Source organism: Kibdelosporangium banguiense, from assembly GCF_017876405.1.
Classification (GTDB): domain Bacteria; phylum Actinomycetota; class Actinomycetes; order Mycobacteriales; family Pseudonocardiaceae; genus Kibdelosporangium; species Kibdelosporangium banguiense.
Genome location: NZ_JAGINW010000001.1, coordinates 708,140 through 726,273, shown reverse-complemented (window position 1 = coordinate 726,273; position 18,134 = coordinate 708,140). Strand labels below are relative to the sequence as shown.

Sequence of the window (18,134 nt, the reverse complement as noted above, 5' to 3'; positions counted from 1 at the left end):
GACATGGACGCTATCGGAATCGGGGCGGGCGTGCTGATCGGCGTCGTCCTGCTCGTCATTCTCGTGATCATCTTCATCGTCAGCCGGCTGTTCAAGAAGATCGAGCAGGGCAAGGCACTGATCATCTCCAAGGTGCGCAAAGTGGACGTCACCTTCACCGGTGCCGTGGTGCTGCCGGTGCTGCACCGCGCCGAGGTCATGGACATCTCGGTGAAGACCATCGAGATCAACCGGGCCGGCCAGGAAGGCCTGATCTGCCGGGACAACATCCGTGCCGACATCCGGATCACGTTCTTCGTGCGGGTCAACAAGACGGTCGAGGACGTCATCAAGGTCGCCCAGGCGATCGGCACCGCCCGCGCCAGCGACGAGACCACGCTGCAGGAGCTGTTCAACGCCAAGTTCTCCGAGGCGCTCAAGACCGTCGGCAAGCAGCTGGACTTCGTGGACCTCTACACCAAGCGCGACGAGTTCCGCGACCAGATCATCCGCGTGATCGGCACGGACCTCAACGGCTACAGCCTCGAGGACGCCGCGATCGACTACCTCGAGCAGACCCCGATGAGTCACCTCGACCCGGCCAACATCCTTGACGCGCAAGGCATCCGCAAGATCACCGAGCTGACCGCGATCGAGCACGTGCGGACCAACGAGTACCAGCGCAACGAGGAGAAGGAGATCACCCGGCAGAACGTCGACGCCCGGGAGCAGATCCTTGAGCTGGAGCGCCGCAGGGCCGACGCGGAGGCCAAGCAGCGCCGCGAGATCGAGACCATGCGGGCCCGCGAGGAGGCCGAGATCGCCAAGGTCGCCGCGGAGGAGCGGCTCAAGGCCAACACCGCGCAGATCCGCACCGACGAGCAGCTGGGCATCCAGGAGCAGAACCGGTCCCGCGAGGTCGCCGTGGCCGAGAAGAACCGTGAGCGGGTCATCGCGATCGAGACCGAGCGCATCGAGAAGGACCGCCAGCTCGAGGTGATCGCCCGCGAGCGGGAGACCGAGCTGTCCCGGATCGCCAAGGACAAGGAGCTCGAAGGCGAAAAGCGCGCGATCGCCGAGGTGGTCCGCGAACGGATCGCGGTCGACAAGACCGTCGCGGAGCAGGAAGAGACGATCAAGCGGTTGCGTGCGGTCGAAGAGGCCGAGCGCATCCGTCAGACGGTGATCATCCAGGCCGAGGCAGAGGCACAGGAACGCCTGGTCAAGGACATCAAGGCGGCTGAGGCCGCCGAGCAGGCCGCGAAGTACGACGCCCGCCGCGAGCTGGCCATGGCCGAGGCCCGTCAGCAGGCCGCCGAGCTCGACACCCGCGCCAAGATCCGGCTCGCCGAAGGCGCCCAGGCCACAGCCGCCGCCGAGGGCCTGGCCGGCGTCCAGGTCCGGGAGCGTGACGCGGACGCGATCGAGAAGGTCGGCCGCGCCGAGGCCGCTGTCGAGCGTGAGAAGGCACTGGCCAAGGCGGAGGGCACCGAGAAGATCGGGATCGCCGAGGCAGGCGTGGAACGCGAGAAGGCCCTGGCAAAGGCCACCGGCGCCGAGAAGATCGGCATGGCTGAGGCCACAGTGGAGCGTGAGAAGGCCATCACCATCGCGGAGGCCTTGCGGGAGAAGCTGAAGGGCGAGGCGGAGGGCCTCACCGAGAAGGCCGCCGCACTGGCCGCGATGACCGACGCGACCCGTGAACACGAGGAGTTCCGGCTGCGGCTGGAGATGGAGAAGGACATCCAGCTGGCCGGTCTGGACGCGCAGCGCAGCCTGGCCGAGTCGCAGGCCTCGGTCATCGCGGCCGGTCTGGAGAACGCCGACATCGACATCGTCGGCGGCGACTCGATGTTCTTCGACCGGCTGGTCGGCGCCGTGTCGTTCGGCAAGAGTGTGGACGGTTTCGTCGATCATTCGCACACCGCCCGGGCGCTGGCAAAGCCTTGGCTCAACGGTGAATCGAGTTTCACCGAGGACGTCACCAGGGTGCTCGGCGGCCTGGACACCGCGGATGTGAAGAACCTGACGGTGTCCGCGTTGCTTGTCAAGCTGATCGGCTCGGGCAGCAAGGAGGCCGACAAGCTGCAGGAGCTGTTGGACACGGCGAACCGGCTGGGTATCGGTGAGCAGCCGGTCGCGGGCCTGCTGTCCCGATGACGGCGACGACAGTTTCTCTCGACGAGGGCACGTACGAACTGCTGCGGGCGCGGCTGGCGGAGCATGCCGCCGCGCTCTCGGCCCGCGCCGAAGAACTGAACACTCGCAGAATCGAGGTGTTCGGCGGAACCGAGCTGCGGCTGATCGGTACCGAGCGGATCCGCACCGAGAACAACTGCGTGCCGCGAGACGTCGTTTCGGTCAACGGCCTGATGTTGTTCGGTTACAACGTTTTCATCGGGCTGCGGCCGGAGACCGATGTCGACGACGTGGTCTCGTTGCACCGGTTCGCTCGTGATGGCGATGCTTTCCGGTTTGACGCCGCGGAAGCCGACGACCTGCCAGGACTGTTGCGTGACCCGCAGTTCGTGCAGGACTTCGCCGAACTGTACCGGTACTACAAAGAGACTAAGCTGCTGCAGCTGCGCCGGATCGACGGCAAACTGCTTGCGGTGTTCCAGACCGGCGCGGGGCCTGGCGATATCAAGGTGATGCGCTGGCTCGTCGGCGCCGACGGTGCTGTGTCCTATGAGGACAACCGTGGCGAACGGGACCATGTTTTCCCGCCGTCGCACGACTTCGAATGGATCGAGACTACCCGCGACCACCACATCCTGGGGCGGCACCCGCACATCTCGATCGAGAACGAGCTGTTCATCGAGACGGTCGGTGGCGACCTGACGATCAAGCTCGAGAACAACACGGAGACCGGCGAGGGTGTCTACAGCGAGCCGGTGACCGAGGCGCTGCAGAGCCTGGCCGACGCGGAGGTGCACTACGTCCGGATCGGCGCGCTGATCCTGCTGCGAATCCTGCCGTACAAGGAAACCCAGCGGCGCTACCTGGTTTTCAACACCCAGACAAAGGGTGTCGTGCGGCTGGACGGCATCGGGCAGGCCTGCCAGCGCCTGCCCGAGGACCAGGGCATCATCTTCCCAGGCGGCTACTACCTGCTGACCGGCACCGCGAAGACGTTCGACACCGACGTGGCCAGCCTGGAGTTCGAGCGGATGATCCGTTCGAACAACGGCGAGGACGTGCTGTACGTCTTCCACGCCCGCGCCGAGGGCCGGTACTTGTTGTTGCCGTACAACGTGATCCGCAAGGAAGTCGGCACCCCGATCCCGTGCCATGGCTACTCGCTCTTCGACGACGGCACTCTCGTGGTGTTCCGCGCGGTCTCCGAGGAGCCGACCCGCGTGCACCCGATGCAGGTCTGGCAGACGCCGTACCAGTCCAATACCTATGCGGCAGCGCAGGAAACCGGAACCGGCCCGCTCGACCGGGTCGGCAACGCGGACCTGGTGCGGGGGATCTCCGACTGCCTGTCGGTCTCACGGATGGTCGGCGAGATGGCGCCGTCGACCGAGGTCTTCGAGGCCCTGATCGCCGCGTGCGACCGGGCTTTCGACCACTATCACTGGCTGGGCGAGTGGGATCTGTGCGACCTGCGTACGCCGTTGGCGGAGGTCCGCGCGACCGCCGAACAGGTGCTGGACGAGTTCGAAGGCGTGCAGGCGCTCACGAACCAGGCTGCGACAGCGTTGGCGACGTCCAGCGACGACATCGCCTCCCTGATCCGCAAGGTCCGCGGTGAGGCGCCCAAGTCCGCCGACGCCTGGGTCACGCAGCTCGCTGACCTGCGTAAGCAACAAGGACATCTGGTCACGCTCAAAGAGATGCGGTACATCGACAACGCCCGCATCGACGAGATGAACACATTGCTGGACAACGAACTCGACTCCGCCGCGCAACGTGCGGTCGCTTTCCTCAGCGGAGCGGGCGCGTTTGTCGCGTATCACGCCGAAGTCGAGCGTCTGGTCGCCGACGGTGCCGCGATCAAGACTGTCGCCGAGGCCAAACCGGTCCAGCAGCGGCTCAATACCCAGGCCGAAGGCTTGGAGCTGCTCACCCAGGTGGTCAGCTCGCTGGAGATCGCTGATGCGACCGTGCGTACTGGGATTCTGTCCCGTGTCAGCGAGGTGCTCGGCGGGATCAACCGCGCCCGAGCCACTGTGGACGGACGTCGTCGCGAGCTGTCGGCCAGCGAGGGCCGTGCTGAGTTCGCGGCCGAGTTCGCCCTGCTGGGCCAGGCGATCACCGGCGCGCTGGCGGTCGCCGACACGCCGCAGCGCTGCGACGAGGGCCTCGGCCGGCTGATGCTGCAACTGGAGAACCTGGAGTCCCGGTTCGGCGAGTTCGACGACTTCATGAGCGAACTCGGCGCCAAGCGGACCGATGTCTACGAGGCGTTTTCCGCGCGTAAACAGGCATTGCTGGACGAGCGGGCACGCCGCGCGGACCGGCTTGCGGAGTCGGCCAACCGCATTCTTGGCAGCGTGCAGCGGCGCGCGGGCACGCTCGCGACGTTGGACGACGTCAACACCTACTTCGCGGGCGACCCGATGGTCGCGAAGCTGCGGTCGGTAGCTGACGACCTGCGCGCGCTTGGCGACCAGGTCCGGGCTGACGAACTGGACGGCCGGATCAAGGCTGCACGCCAGGAGGCGGGCCGGTCGCTGCGGGACCGCCTCGACCTGTACGCCGACGGCGGCGAGACGATCAAGCTCGGCCGGCACGTGTTCGCGGTGAACACCCAGGCCATGGACCTGACGTTGGTGCCCCACGAATCCGGCCTCGCGGTCGGCATCACCGGCACGGACTTCCGCGATCCGGTGAACGACCCGGAGTTCGAGACGACCCGGCCGTTGTGGAACCAGCTGCTGGTATCCGAGACGTCCAAGGTCTACCGCGGCGAATTCCTTGCCACAGCTGTACTTGCGTCCGCGCCTGCATTGGAGGAGGACGCGCTGCTCGAGCACGTCCGCACGGTCGCTGAGACGCGTTACGACGAAGGCTACGAGCGCGGCGTGCATGATCACGACGCTGCTCGCATTCTCGAAGCCGTGCTGCGCTTGCGGGCCGGCGTCGGTGTGCTGCGCTACCAGCCGCAAGCCCGCGCCGCCGCAACGATTTTCTGGGCCTTCGGTCCCGACGACGCCGCGAAGTCGATGTGGACTCGGCGAGCGTCGTCGCTGGCACGCGCCCGGGCTGTTTTCGGACACACCCCGGCGATCGACCTTCTGGCCGGCGAACTGACTACTGAGATCTCTTCGTTCTTGCAGAGCAGGGGTCTCGACATCGCCGATCCACTGTCCGGCGAGTACTTGTTCGAAGAACTGTCGAGTGCGCCCTTTGGCTTCGCCACCAGCGCCGCGGCCCGGTCCTTGGTCGACCGATTCCGCCGGACGCTTGGCACGCAAGCGAAAGCCGCCCAGGAGTTCGACGACGACCTGCGTTCCATCGAGGACCTCGCCGACCGCTACCAGCTGATCTCGGCTTGGCTGAGCGCGTTCCTCGCCAGCACGGGGGAGACCAGCGCCGAATTGCCTGAGGCCATCGCGATCGAGCTGTGCCGGGACGTTGCGCGGCACGACTCGTCGGCGACCTTGGACGCCACGGTCGACGGCCTGCTCGGCGCGCACCCCAGGATCATCGACCGCAAACTGTCGTTCCGGCTGGATGAGTTGCTCGCCCGGACCAGGCAGTTCCACGCTACCCGCGTTCCGGCTTTCCGTGCGTACCAACAGAAACGCGCCGCCCTGGTCGAGTCTTCCCGTCGTGGCTTGCGGTTCGAGGAGTTTCAGCCGAAGGTGATGAGCGCCTTCGTGCGCAACGGCTTGCTCGACGAGGTGTACTTGCCTTTGATCGGCGACAACCTCGCCAAGCAGCTCGGCACGGCCGGTGACAGCAAACGTACCGACCAGATGGGCCTGCTGCTGCTCATCTCGCCGCCCGGCTACGGCAAGACCACCTTGATGGAGTACGTGGCCAACCGGCTCGGCCTGGTGTTCGTCAAGGTCAACGGCCCAGCCTTGGGACACGCCGTGACGTCCGTCGACCCTGCCGAAGCCCCGAACGCGACTGCCCGCCAGGAGATCGAGAAGATCACCTTCGCCCTGGAGATGGGCAGCAACGTCCTGCTGTACCTGGACGACATCCAGCACACCTCACCCGAGCTGCTGCAGAAGTTCATCTCACTCTGCGACGCCCAGCGCCGGATGGAAGGCGTCTGGAAAGGCCGGACCAAGACGTACGACCTGCGCGGCAAGCGTTTCGCCGTCTGCATGGCCGGCAACCCGTACACCGAGTCCGGCCAGCGCTTCCGGATCCCCGACATGCTGGCCAACCGTGCGGACGTCTGGAACCTCGGCGATGTGCTGTCGGGCAAGGAAGACCTGTTCGCCCTGAGTTTCGTCGAGAACTCGCTGACCTCCAACCCAGTGCTCACCCCACTGTCCACACGAGACCGGGACGACGTGCCCAAACTGGTCCGGCTGGCCAAGGGCGACCCTGCGATCCGTCCCGACCAACTCGCGCACCCGTACTCGTCAGTCGAGCTGGACCAGGTCCTTTCGGTGCTGCGCAAGCTGTTGACCGTGCAGCAGGTCGTTCTCGCCAACAACCAGGCGTACATCGCTTCAGCCGCTCAGAGCGACGCCTCCCGCACCGAGCCCCCATTCCAGCTCCAGGGCTCGTACCGCAACATGAACAAGCTGGCCGAGAAGATCGTCCCCGCGATGAACGACGCCGAACTGGCCGCGGTCGTCGACAACCATTACCTGGCCGAGGCCCAGACCTTGACCTCCGGCGCCGAGTCCAACCTGCTCAAACTCGCCGAACTCCGCGGCACCCTGACCCCGCAACAGGCCAAGCGCTGGGCCGAGGTCAAGGCCGCCTACGTCCGGGAACGCGCACTCGGCGGCAACGACGACGACCCCATGAGCCGCGCAGTGGGCGCAGTCGGACTTCTGGCCGACCGAGTCGACTCAATCGCGTCGGCCATCAGGGAAAGTTGACCGGACGCGATAACCTTGCAGGCGGAGCGCGTTCACCGAGTCCTCCAGCTTGGTGAGCGCGTCTCTTTATGCTGGTCAGAGCACCAGTGCCTGCCACAGCCGGTCTAGTTCCCCGGCCGGATCCTCGGTGAAGCCGGTGTGCGTCGGCGAGGTCTGCAGCAGTGTGCTGCGGGGTGCGGTCAGCCAGCGGAACCGCTGGCCCAGCGAGGTCGTTTTCACCTGGGCGGTGGTGGAGCCGTCGCAGGCCCCGCACCACAGCCGCAGGCTGTCGTGCAACAGATCCAGGTCGATTTCCGGATCCAGGGCACGCAGCCGGTCGTCGATCACCTGCGTTTTGCAGCGCAGGAAGTCCTGGGGCGCGCAGTAGAGCAGCACGCCGACGTTCATGAACTCGCCGCGGTCCTGGCGTGGGACGGCCCGCAGCACCGCGTACTCAAACACGTGCGGCACGAGCGGCCTCCAAGTCGTTGAGCCACGACGACGCGTGCGCCAACCGCGATTCGAAGAACTCCAGATACGCGGCCCTGGCCTGCGTGGCGGTGAAGATCCCGTCGGACTCGAGCCAGTCGTCGGGTACCAGCTCCAGCACTTCGGTGAGCATCTGCGAGGTCACGTCCAAGTTCGAAAGCGGCCCGGCGGCGGGCAGCATCACGTGGTCGTGTGCGTCGAAGCGGTAGCTGTCAGCGGGTTTCCAACCAGGCCGGAAGTTGTGGTGGAAGTACAGCGCCGCGCCATGGTCGATCAGCCAGACATCACGATGCCACAGCAGAAGATTCGGGTTACGCCAGCTGCGGTCCACATTCAACGTCAACGCGTCCAGCCACAGCAGCCGGGACGCCAGCTCAGCACCCGGATCACGGATGACCGGGTTGAAGTCGAACGATCCGGGCAGGTAGTCGAAGCCGAGATTCAGCCCGCCGCTGGTGGCCAGCAGCTCCTGCACCTCCTGGTCGGGCTCGGCCTTCGACAGCGCGGGGTCCAGGTTCACCAAGACGATCTCCGGAACCCGGAACCCCAGCCTGCGGGCCAGCTCGCCCACGATGATCTCGGCCGTCAGGGCCTTGAGCCCATGCCCGGCGCCACGGAACTTCAGCACGTACATCCCCAGGTCGTCGGCCTCGATCAGGCCTGGCAGCGAGCCGCCCTCACGCAGCGGGGTGACATATCGAGTCGCCTCGACGGTACGAAGTTCCACGCGCAGATCATCGCAGCCCTACAAACCGGCCCAGAAACCGCAGTTGTGCTCCTGGTAGGCGTCGACCTGCCTGATGGCGTCCGGCGCGAGCGACTGGACCGTGTTCTTGGGCCAGTACGGCAGGCCGTGTCCGTTCGGGTTGCCTGTCCTGGCGAAGCGCGTCCAGTAGGAGATCATCTGGTCGGAGAGTGTGCGCTGCGAGGCGTTCAGATCGAACAGCGGTGTGTCGAACAGGTACGGCAGCTCCGAGGAGTGGAACGCACCGGCCGGGAAACCGGGCGGGAGCATGTCCTTGAAGAAACCCGAGGGCGCGGTCCGGTCTGCGAACTCGTAGCCGTAGGTCGGAACGCGGCGAGCCAGCAGCCGGTCGTCCGCGAGCTGGGCACAAACCCACACACCATCGGTCAGTGCGGCGGCGTATGCCAGGCGGTCCGATCCGTACCTACCGGCGGGATACTCGGCCTCGACCAGTGCGGCCTTGCCGTCGCCGAATGCCTGGACCAGCAGGCCGTGGTAGTCGAACGGGGGCGGAATCAGCCCGGCGGTCAGCCTGGCCTCGTCGCGAGTGTTGCCCCAGATCACCGGCACATGGTTGAACCTGCCCTGCGCCAGCGCCTCAGCCGGATGGATCGGCAGGACCTTGTTGCCGACCACGACCGGTGTCGGCCCACGCTCGATGGCGGTGAACGCCGAAGCCGGCAACGCCCGCAGGCAGTCCACAGTAGAGCAGCCGAGCTGGGTCGCCAGCGCGACGCCGTCGGCCTCCGCCTTGGCCTTGGCGATCCACGGCGAGCTGGCCGGGAACCCGTGGACCACCCCGTTGGCAGGCCAGGTGATCGAGCAGCCGCCGCTTTGCGCGATAGCGCGGTGGAACAGACCCCGCGACCCAGGCGCAGCCAACTGTGCGCATACGTCGAACGCACCGCCGGATTCACCGAACACGGTCACATTGCCCGGATCGCCGCCGAAAGCCGCCGCATTGCGCTGCACCCAACGCAGGGCCGCCTGCTGGTCCTCGATTCCGTAAGCACCCGAGTTGGGCAATCCGGGATGGCCGAGGAAGCCGAAGAAGCCCAGGCGGAAGTTCGTGGTCACCACAACGACATCGCCTTGTGTCGCGATACGCGCGCCGTTGATGCCGCCAGCGGTCAGGTAGCTGTTGCCACCACCGTGCAGGTACACCATGACCGGCTTACGGCCGTGCCGCGAAGGCGTGGTCACGTTCAGATAGAGACAGTCCTCATTGTCGGTCGCGGCGACGCCGCCGTTTGTCTGAGCGCAGGCGCCGCCGGGCTTTGTTGCGTCTCTGACGGCAGACCACGGCTGGACGGGCTGCGGTGAACGCCACCGCAGCTCGCCGACTGGTGGTGCGGCGAACGGAATTCCTTGGTACAGCTGGTGATCTGTGGCGACCGTGCCCCGGATGGGGCCTGCGTCCGTCCACACGACACCGTTCTCGCCAGCGGAGGCCATCCCAGTGGACCCGGCGAGCAGGCCTGTGACGACGAGCGTCAGTAAGCCTTTGCGCATGGTCATTCCCCTTCGTTGACTGCGTTGACACCAGTGCGTCGATCCGGCGGGCGCCGGATCGACATTCACTCGCCGAGAATTTCGGCGAGGCCGAAGTGTTCGAACATCCCAGAGCCGAAGGTGGTGATCTCGGCGATCTTGCCGTCCCGTGTCCGCAGGACGTCGAACTTGAACGCACGGAACTGGGTATCCCCAGGCCGGCGCAGGTAACTCGCGGCCGTCGGCATCCGGTTGGCCAGCGTCGGAACGAGCCGCCAGTCGCCGTCACGCTCCGGCCCGAACGCACGGTCCATCAGCGTCTTGACCCTGTCCAGCCCGTCGAAGCAGGCAGGCAACGGCGGCATGGTGACGCGGATGTCCTTCGCCGAGATCGCGATGGCCGCCTCGGCGTCGAGCCGTTCGTGCGCGTCGATGAACTTCGCCAGCAGGTCCCGTTCTTCGTCGCTCAGCTCAGCCGCGGTCCATTCCCCACGTTCCCGCGACAGGTTCTCCTGCATGGTGACGCGGGCCCGCTGCAACGCACTGTTGGCCGCCGCGACGCTGGTCTCGAGCAGCGCTGCCGTTTCCTTGGCCGACCAGTCCAGCACGTCCCGCGCGATGAACGCGGCCCGTTGCCTGGCCGGCAACAGCTGCATGGCGGCGATGAACATCAGCTCGATCGTCTCCCGGTCCACCGCCACCGAGTCTGGCTCGTCCTGCGCGGGCGCCATCTCGTTGAGCAACTTGTCGGGGTACGGCTGCAACCAGGGCACCTCGGCGAACGACTCCATCACCTGGACCTGCCGCGATCGCCGCCGGATCAGGTCCAGGCAGGTGTTGGTCGCGATCTTGTACAGCCAGGCCCGGAACTGCGCGCTGCCGTCGAACGTCTCGCGGCTGCGCCACGCCCGCAGGAACGTCTCCTGCACGGCGTCCTCCGCCTCGTCGAAGGACGCCAGCATCCGGTAGCAGTGAACGTGCAGCTCACGCCGGTGTTGTTCGAACTGGATCACTGGACTTTGCCGACTTCCTGGATCAGCCACTTGTTGCCGTCCGGGTCGTCGAACGCGAAGAAGGTGCCGAAGTCCGCGCGCTCCGGATGGTGGCCCGGCGTGGGCACGCCGTCCTGGTACCAGTGGATCTCGCCGACCTCGACGCCACGGCCCTTGGCCTCGGCGTGCGCGGCGTCGATGTCGTTGACGACCACCTGCAGGCCCATCATGTGCCCGGCGTACTCGTCGTTGCGCATCAGGGTGATCGAGCACTTGGACCCCGGCGGGGTCAGCTGCACGATCCGGAAGTCCTCGCCCGCGCTGAAGTCGACGTCCAGGGTGAAGCCGGCGTTGTCGGTGTAGAACGCCTTCGCCCGGTCGATGTCGGTCACCGGCACCACCACGACCTCGAGCTTCCAGTCCATCGTGATCTCCTTGGAGAGTGTGTTGTGTTGGTCGGTCTAACACGTGAAACGACGGCACGCCGGAAAACTCATCGATGCCGCGATGACTTTGAGTATGCGAACATATGTTCGTGACCGGTGCTACCATCTTGCACGCCGACTTGGATGCCTTCTACGCGTCGGTCGAGCAGCGTGACGACCCGCGGCTGCGGGGGAGGCCGGTGATCGTGGGCGGCGGCGTCGTGCTGGCCTGCAGTTATGAGGCCAAGCGGCGTGGAGTCGTCACGGCGATGGGTGGTGCGCGGGCGCTGCGGCTGTGTCCGGAGGCGATTGTCGTGCCGCCGCGGATGTCGGCCTACTCGAAGGCCAGCAAGGACGTCTTCGAGGTCTTCCGCGACACGACTCCGCTGGTCGAGGGCCTGTCGATCGACGAGGCCTTTCTGGACGTCGGCGGGCTGCGCAAGATCGCGGGCAGCCCGGCCGAGATAGCCAAACGTTTGCGCGCGGAGGTCCTGCGCACGGTCGGCCTGCCGATCACGGTCGGCGTGGCGCGGACGAAGTTCCTGGCCAAAGTCGCGAGTGGAGTGGCCAAACCAGACGGTCTGCTAATCGTGGAACCCGACGGGGAGCTGGATTTCCTGCGCCCGCTGGCGGTGGAACGGCTGTGGGGCGTCGGCAAGGTGACCGCGGCCAAACTGCGGGAGCACGGCATCGCGAAGGTCGGCGACGTGGCCGATCTGCCCGAGTCCATGTTGGTCTCGATGCTCGGCCGCGCCCTCGGCCGTCACTTGCACGCGCTCGCGCACAACTACGACCCCAGGCCCGTGCAGGTCGGGCGTCGTCGGCGCTCGATGGGCGCGCAACGAGCGTCAGGCCGTTACCTGAACACGCCCGACGAGATCGACGCGACCGTCGTCGCGTTAGTCGATCGCGTCAGCCGACGGCTACGTGCGGCCAACCGTGTCGGCCGCACAGTCGTCCTGCGGCTACGTTTCGGCGATTTCACGCGGGCGTCGCGGTCGCACTCCCTGGCGCAGCCGACGTCCGCCACCGAGGAGATCCTGAGTGCGCTGCGCGTGCTGGTGACGAAGGCGATGCCACTGATCGAAGAGCAAGGGCTGACCCTGGTCGGGATCTCAGTGGCCAATCTGGACGATGCCGATGCCGTCCAGCTCGTGCTTCCGTTCGACGACAACGTGCACAACGCCCTGGACCGGACGCTCGACAGCGTGCGCGACAAGTTCGGGTCTGCATTGGTCACCAGGGCGAAGCTGCTCGGCCGGGATCCCGGGATCGAGATGCCGATGCTGCCGGAATGACAGGTGTCCAGTTTCCCTGCTCAGGAAGGCTTTCCTGAGCGCAGGCCGTCGAGCACGAGGGTGATGACGCCGTCGGCCTCGGCACGCCAGTTGGGGCGGTCGTGGGCCGCGCCGATGCCGTGCAGTGCCATCATCACGGCACCGGCGTCCACGTCGTCGCGAACGGCGCCCGCCTGTATGGCGGCGGCCACCAGGTCGGTGACGGCCTGCTCCAGCGCCCGGCTGCCTTCGGTGAGCGCGTCCGAGCGCGTGGCCATGAGCGTGGCCAGCGTCCGGGCGAGGCCCTGGTGGGCATCGATGTGGTCGACCATGCCGCGTAGGAAGGTCGCCAACGCCTCCGCCGCGGGCAGCGTGGCCTGGAGCTGGCGGGCGTGGTCATGCAGCGTGGCGACTTCTCCGTGGTAGACCGCCTCGGCCAGTGCTTCCCGGGTGGGGAAGTGGCGGTACAGCGTGCCTGTGCCCACCCCGGCCAGGCGGGCGAAGTCATCGAAGCGCAGGTCGAAGAAGTCTCCGGCGTCGAAGATCTCCCGGGCCGTGGCGAGCAGGGCCTCGCGTTTGCGCTGGGCGTCGGCCCGCAGCGGCTTGTCGGCGGTCATGGGCTACCCCCTTGTTGACAAATGGAGATGACCTCCATATTTTGGAAAGTGGAGATAGTCTCCAAAACGATATCGATCGTACCCCGACGAGGTGCAGTGTGAAGATCCTGATGTTCGGCCGGGGCGTGATCGCCACCATCTACGGCTGGGTCCTGGAACGGGCCGGGCATGAGATCGAGTTCTACGTCCGCCCGGGCCGCGCGGCGACGTACGGGGACACAGTGGACCTCGACCTGTTCGATATGCGGCGCCGGGTGTGGGGGCAGCGCGTCGTCGAGAAGTGGCCGGTGCGCTACCGCGAGGCGCTGGAGACCGACCACGACTTCGATCTGATCGTGCTCAGCGTGCCGCACCACCGCCTCGCGGAGGCGACGGCCTTCCTGGCCCCGCGTGTCGGCCAGGCCACGGTGCTGGTCTTCGGCAACATCTGGACCGAGCCGCCGGCCGCGATCGGCGCCCTGCCTGTCGACCAGGTCGCCTGGGGCTTTCCCCAGGCCGGTGGCGGTTTCGACGCGGACGGCGTGCTGCGTGGGGCGCTGCTGCGGTCGGTCATCTTCGGCACCCTCGGCCAGCCCCCGACCGACCGGGAGCGGGCCGTGCGCCAGGCGTTTCGCGAGGCCGGGCTCCGGCTCAAGGAGCAGCCTGACTTCCGCGGCTGGCTGTGGGTCCATTTCGTGTCGGACGCCGGCCTGTTCTCGCAGGGCCTGCGGCTGGGTTCCCTGTCCCAGTTGGCCGGGGAAACGGGCGACCTGCGCGAGGCGCTGCTGGCCGGCCGCGAACTGCTGCCGCTCCTGCGGGCACGCGGCCTTGACCTGCGACGTCACCGGGGCGGTGTGCTGCTGTTCCGGGCGCCCACCTGGCTGACGGCCCCTGTGCTCGCCTGGCTGACTGCTCATGTCGCGCCCGCGCGCGTGAGTCTTGTGGCGCACTCCGACCCCGACGCCGAGGAGCCGCGTGAGATCTGCCGGGACACCCTGGCCGAGGCGCGACGGCTGGGCATCGCGGTGCCGCGACTGGAAGCGGCGGAACCGACCTTCGCCTGCTGAAAGGTCTCTGCGGTTCCGCTGCCGGAAAACATCGACTGTCACAGAACAAAATGCCGGGCTTATACGCTTTGCCGGTTGATGATGCGATTTGGGGGATGTCATCAATTCCGGCCTCAATTGGGCGTTTCTACCGGCCCTGATCGGGTGAACGTGAGGTTTGTCCGGATGTTGGCGAGGCCTCTACCTGCGCGAACTGCGGAGAAAATGGACACGTACTTTCGGTGGTTCACTTTTCTGTGTTCGCGTTGCAGAATCCCCTCGTCCGTAGGGCCAGTGGGGGAACGAGAGGGAAGCCGAACGTGAAGAGAATCGTGGTGACGGTCGTCGCCGCCGGTATGGCGCTGTCCAGCGTCGCGAATCCGGCGAATGCGGCACCGGACAAGCACGGGTTTGACCCCGCGCCGATCCCGTGGGGCAAGTGCGCCAACGCCGGACTGGCGAGCCGGGGCGCCGAATGTGGTCTGCTCGAGGTCCCGCTGGACTACGACCGGCCCGGCGGCACCAAGATCAAGATCGCCGTGTCGCGGATCAAGCACAAGGTCAGCGACGACAAGTTCCAGGGCGTCATGCTGGTCAACCCGGGCGGTCCGGGTGGCTCCGGCCTGACGTTGTCACGGCTGGGCGAGTTCGTCCCCGACCAGGCCGGCGAGGCGTACGACTGGATCGGCTTCGACCCGCGCGGTGTCGGGTCGAGCGTTCCCGCGCTCACCTGCGACGGCAACTACACCAGCCTGAACCGGCCGTACTACGTGCCGGAAACCCGTGAGCTGGAGAAGACCTGGCTCGCGCGTGCCAAGGGCTACGCCGACGCGTGCACCAAGGCCAACCCCCAGCTGATCCAGCACCTGAAGACCACCGACAACGCCAATGACATGGAGAGCATCCGTAAGGCGCTCGGCCGGGACCAGATCAACTACTACGGCTTCTCGTACGGTACGTACCTCGGCCAGGTCTACAGCTCGCTGTTCCCCAACCGGGTCCGCCGGATGATCTTCGACGGCACGGTCGACCCGCGTCGCGTCTGGTACGACGCCAACCTCGACCAGGACGTCGCGTTCGACCGCAACATCAAGGTCTACTTCGACTGGCTCGCCAAGAACGACGCCAGCTACCACCTGGGCACCAGCGGCGACGACATCGAGAAGCTGTTCTACGCCAAGCAGGCCCAGTTGCGTAAGACCCCGGCCGACGGCGTCGGCCCGGACGAGCTGACCGACGCGTTCCTGCAGGCCGGCTACTACGTCTTCGGCTGGGACAACATCGCCAAGGCGTTCGCCACGTACATCCACAATGGGGACATCAGCCAGATCAAGAAGCTCTATCAGGACGGCAACCCGGTGGGCCCGGGCGCGGACAACGGCTACGCGATCTACCTGGCGACTCAGTGCACCGACGTGCAATGGCCGACCAATTGGACGAAGTGGCAGATCGACAACTGGTTCACGCACTACCGGGCGCCGTTCGAGACGTGGGCCAACGCCTGGTTCAACGCGCCCTGTCTGAACTGGGGCGCCAAGGCGGCCAAGCCGGTCAAGATCGACGGAAGCAAGGTCGGCAGCCTGCTGCTGATCGGCGAAACCCTTGACGCCGCAACGCCTTTCGAGGGCGGCCTGGAGGTTCGTAGCCGCTACCCGCACTCGGCCCTGATCGAGGGCGTCGGCGGCACCACGCACGCCGGCTCGCTCAACGGCGTGGCCTGCACGGACGACGCGATCGCCGACTACCTGACCTCGGGCAAGCTGCCGGCCCGCAAGCCAGGCCGCCGATCCGACCTGCGGTGTGACCCGGTGCCGCAGCCGACTCCCACGGCCACGACCGCCGCGAAGTCCCTGTCAGTGCAGGGAGCCGGTCGCGCGCTGATCCGCCGCTAGGAGAAAGAGCCAGGGCCCCTCGTGATTGCTGGCTGCTCACGAGGGGCCCTTCCCTTTTGCCCCCAATGCCACATTGGGGACGTCCGATGCCCCCAATGTGGCATTGGGGGCGAACCGGGGTTGTCACTGCAAGGGGAACGGCACGCCGTGCTCCTCTTGCGGCCGGGGCCCGAAGATGCGGCGCTCCGACTCGGTGATCCTCAGGTCGTTGATGCTGGCCTCACGCCGGCGCATCAGGCCTTCCTCGGTGAACTCCCAGAGTTCGTTGCCGTATGAGCGATACCACTGGCCGTCGGCGTCGTGGGACTCGTACTGGAACCGCACTGCGATCCGGTTTCCCTGGTACGCCCAAAGTTCCTTGCGCAGCGCGTAGTCCAGCTCGCGCTCCCACTTCTGGGTCAGGAACTTGACGATCTCGTCGCGGCCGGTGACGAACCGGTCGCGATTGCGCCAGATCGAATCCTCGGTGTACGCGAGCGACACGCGGTCCGGGTCGCGTGTGTTCCAGGCATCTTCGGCGGATTGCACCTTGGTACGCGCCGATTGCTCGTCGAACGGTGGGAACGGTGGTCGTGCCGTCACGCCTCGGCTCCTTTCCGGGAGAACGCTCGTTCTCCAGTATGCTAGAGAACGAGCGTTCTCGGGCGCTAGGAGTGGTGATGAACGAGCAGGTACTGGACGCGGCGGAGTCGTTGTTCTACGACCGCGGCATCCAGGCGGTCGGCATGGACGAGATCCGCGCCGCGTCCGGCGTCTCCCTCAAACGCCTCTACCAGCTGTTTGCCTCCAAGGAAGCCCTGGTCGCCGGATATCTGGAGCGCCGCGACAAGCGTTGGCGCGACAATCTCGCCGGCTATGTCGCGAGAGCGGACGCCCCGCCGGTGCTCGCAGTGTTCGACTGGTTGCACGCCTGGTTCTCCGAGCCCGGATTCCGCGGGTGCGCGTTCATCAATTCCTTCGGTGAGCTCGGTGCGACCTCCCCGGCCGTGACCGAGATCGCCCGCCACCACAAGCGCGAGCTCAAGATCTACATCCGTGGGCTGGTGGACAGCGACCAGTTGGCGGACCAGATCCTCGTGCTGATCGACGGCGCCATCACGGTCGCGGCCGTGATGAAGGACCCGGACGTGGCCTGGCCTGCGAAGGCGGCAGCGAAAGCGCTCATTTCCGGCTAGGTTCTCTGCCATGGCGTCCGCGATCGAACTAGAGGTGGGCCACCGGACGGTCCGGATCTCCAACCCGGACCGGGTGTATTTCCCTGCCCGCGGCGAGAGAAAACTCGACCTGGTCAACTACTACCTGTCGGTCGGCGACGGCATTGTCCGCGCGCTGTTCGAGCGGCCATGCATGATGCACCGTTTTCCGTCCGGTGTGGCCGGTGAGAAAGTGCACCAGAAACGCGTTCCGAACGGCGCCCCGCCCTGGCTGGAAACTGTGCGGATCAAGTTCCCGCGTTACAACAGGACCGCCGACGAACTGTGCGTGACCGAGCTGGCGAGTGTCATCTGGGCGGTCCAGATGTCCACAGTGGAGTTCCATCCGTGGAATTCGCGCCGTGCGGACACCGAGAAGCCCGACGAATGGCGGATCGATCTCGACCCGATGCCCGACTGCCCGTTCTCCCGGGTGCGCGACGTCGCGCATGTGGTGCGCGAGGTGCTGGACGAGCTGGGCGTGGCCGGTTATCCGAAAACGTCCGGCGGCAAGGGTTTGCACGTATATGTCCGGATTGAGCCGCGCTGGGGCTTCGCGGACGTCCGCCGGGCCGCGCTCGCCTTCGCCAAAGAGGTCGAACGCCGTGCCCCTGATGACGTGACCACCACGTGGTGGCGCAAGGACCGCGACCCGGCGATGTTGTTCGTCGACTACAACCAGAACGCGCGCGATCACACAATCGCCAGTGCCTACTCCGTTCGTGGCAATCCCGAGGGCACTGTGTCGACCCCGATCACATGGGACGAGATCGATTCGGTGGAGCCGAGCGACTTCACCATCGAGACTGTGCCCGACCGGTTCGCCCGGCTGGGGGATCTGCATTCCACCATCGATGACAAGGCCCATTCCCTGGAAACCCTGCTGGAATGGGCGGATCGCGACAAACTCGAAGCACCCGACGGCGAGTAGGTCGGAAAGCTCCAACCCTGGTGACCGCTCGGTGAGTGGGAGATGAACAGGGTGATGTCGTGACGGAACGTGTAATGCCA

The 18,134-nt window shown here is 66.4% G+C and carries 14 protein-coding genes; 7 read left to right on the top strand and 7 right to left on the bottom strand.

Annotated features, from left to right (window positions below; translation table 11 throughout):
- Nucleotides 1-3 precede the first annotated feature (3 nt).
- Together JOF56_RS03430 and JOF56_RS03425 are read left to right on the top strand one after the other, a co-directional pair.
- The gene (locus JOF56_RS03430) at nt 4-2,139 is read left to right on the top strand and encodes an SPFH domain-containing protein (RefSeq protein ID WP_209634297.1); all 2,136 of its coding nucleotides are present in this window, start codon (nt 4-6) and stop codon (nt 2,137-2,139) included.
- The gene (locus JOF56_RS03425) at nt 2,136-6,998 is read left to right on the top strand and encodes a DNA repair ATPase (protein ID WP_209634295.1); all 4,863 of its coding nucleotides are present in this window, start codon (nt 2,136-2,138) and stop codon (nt 6,996-6,998) included. The genes JOF56_RS03430 and JOF56_RS03425 overlap by 4 nt, the downstream gene beginning before the upstream one ends.
- 75 nt (nt 6,999-7,073) lie before the next feature.
- Here the strand turns inward: JOF56_RS03425 and JOF56_RS03420 are convergent, their stop codons facing one another.
- The 5 genes from JOF56_RS03420 to JOF56_RS57605 all read right to left on the bottom strand — a co-directional run bounded on the left by JOF56_RS03420 (nt 7,074) and on the right by JOF56_RS57605 (nt 11,119).
- The gene (locus JOF56_RS03420) at nt 7,074-7,448 is read right to left on the bottom strand and encodes a DUF3037 domain-containing protein (RefSeq protein ID WP_209634293.1); all 375 of its coding nucleotides are present in this window, start codon (nt 7,446-7,448) and stop codon (nt 7,074-7,076) included.
- Nucleotides 7,432-8,193, bottom strand: a complete 762-nt coding sequence (locus JOF56_RS03415) for a HipA family kinase (protein ID WP_307854903.1) — start codon at nt 8,191-8,193, stop codon at nt 7,432-7,434. The genes JOF56_RS03420 and JOF56_RS03415 overlap by 17 nt, the downstream gene beginning before the upstream one ends.
- Before the next feature lie 18 nt (nt 8,194-8,211).
- Nucleotides 8,212-9,723 (bottom strand): carboxylesterase/lipase family protein, encoded by a 1,512-nt coding sequence (locus JOF56_RS03410; RefSeq protein ID WP_209634291.1) that lies wholly within the window; start codon nt 9,721-9,723, stop codon nt 8,212-8,214.
- A 65-nt stretch (nt 9,724-9,788) separates the two neighbouring features.
- Nucleotides 9,789-10,715, bottom strand: coding sequence for an RNA polymerase subunit sigma-70 (locus JOF56_RS57610; RefSeq protein ID WP_307854902.1), 927 nt, complete (start codon nt 10,713-10,715; stop codon nt 9,789-9,791).
- Nucleotides 10,712-11,119 (bottom strand): VOC family protein, encoded by a 408-nt coding sequence (locus tag JOF56_RS57605; RefSeq protein WP_245378131.1) that lies wholly within the window; start codon nt 11,117-11,119, stop codon nt 10,712-10,714. The genes JOF56_RS57610 and JOF56_RS57605 overlap by 4 nt, the downstream gene beginning before the upstream one ends.
- Nucleotides 11,120-11,223: 104 nt before the next feature.
- Between JOF56_RS57605 and dinB the strand changes: the two genes are divergently transcribed.
- Nucleotides 11,224-12,417 carry a DNA polymerase IV gene (dinB, locus tag JOF56_RS03400; protein ID WP_209634287.1) on the top strand — a complete coding sequence of 398 codons (1,194 nt, stop codon included), beginning with the start codon at nt 11,224-11,226 and terminating at the stop codon, nt 12,415-12,417.
- A gap of 20 nt (nt 12,418-12,437) precedes the next feature.
- Here dinB and JOF56_RS03395 read toward each other — a convergent pair whose 3' ends face one another.
- Nucleotides 12,438-13,013 (bottom strand): TetR/AcrR family transcriptional regulator, encoded by a 576-nt coding sequence (locus tag JOF56_RS03395; RefSeq protein ID WP_209634278.1) that lies wholly within the window; start codon nt 13,011-13,013, stop codon nt 12,438-12,440.
- 98 nt (nt 13,014-13,111) lie between these two features.
- Between JOF56_RS03395 and JOF56_RS03390 the strand changes: the two genes are divergently transcribed.
- Nucleotides 13,112-14,059, top strand: a complete 948-nt coding sequence (locus JOF56_RS03390) for a ketopantoate reductase family protein (RefSeq protein ID WP_209634276.1) — start codon at nt 13,112-13,114, stop codon at nt 14,057-14,059.
- A 299-nt stretch (nt 14,060-14,358) separates the two neighbouring features.
- Entirely contained in the window at nt 14,359-15,930 is a 1,572-nt protein-coding gene (locus tag JOF56_RS03385) for an alpha/beta fold hydrolase (RefSeq protein ID WP_307854901.1), read from the top strand.
- Nucleotides 15,931-16,053: 123 nt separating this feature from the next.
- Here the strand turns inward: JOF56_RS03385 and JOF56_RS03380 are convergent, their stop codons facing one another.
- Nucleotides 16,054-16,512, bottom strand: a complete 459-nt coding sequence (locus JOF56_RS03380; RefSeq protein WP_209634274.1) for a nuclear transport factor 2 family protein — start codon at nt 16,510-16,512, stop codon at nt 16,054-16,056.
- Between the two features lie 77 nt (nt 16,513-16,589).
- Between JOF56_RS03380 and JOF56_RS03375 the strand changes: the two genes are divergently transcribed.
- Together JOF56_RS03375 and ligD are read left to right on the top strand one after the other, a co-directional pair.
- Nucleotides 16,590-17,105, top strand: a complete 516-nt coding sequence (locus JOF56_RS03375; protein ID WP_209634272.1) for a TetR/AcrR family transcriptional regulator — start codon at nt 16,590-16,592, stop codon at nt 17,103-17,105.
- A gap of 10 nt (nt 17,106-17,115) precedes the next feature.
- Nucleotides 17,116-18,054 (top strand): non-homologous end-joining DNA ligase, encoded by a 939-nt coding sequence (gene ligD / locus JOF56_RS03370; protein WP_209634270.1) that lies wholly within the window; start codon nt 17,116-17,118, stop codon nt 18,052-18,054.
- Nucleotides 18,055-18,134 lie beyond the last annotated feature (80 nt).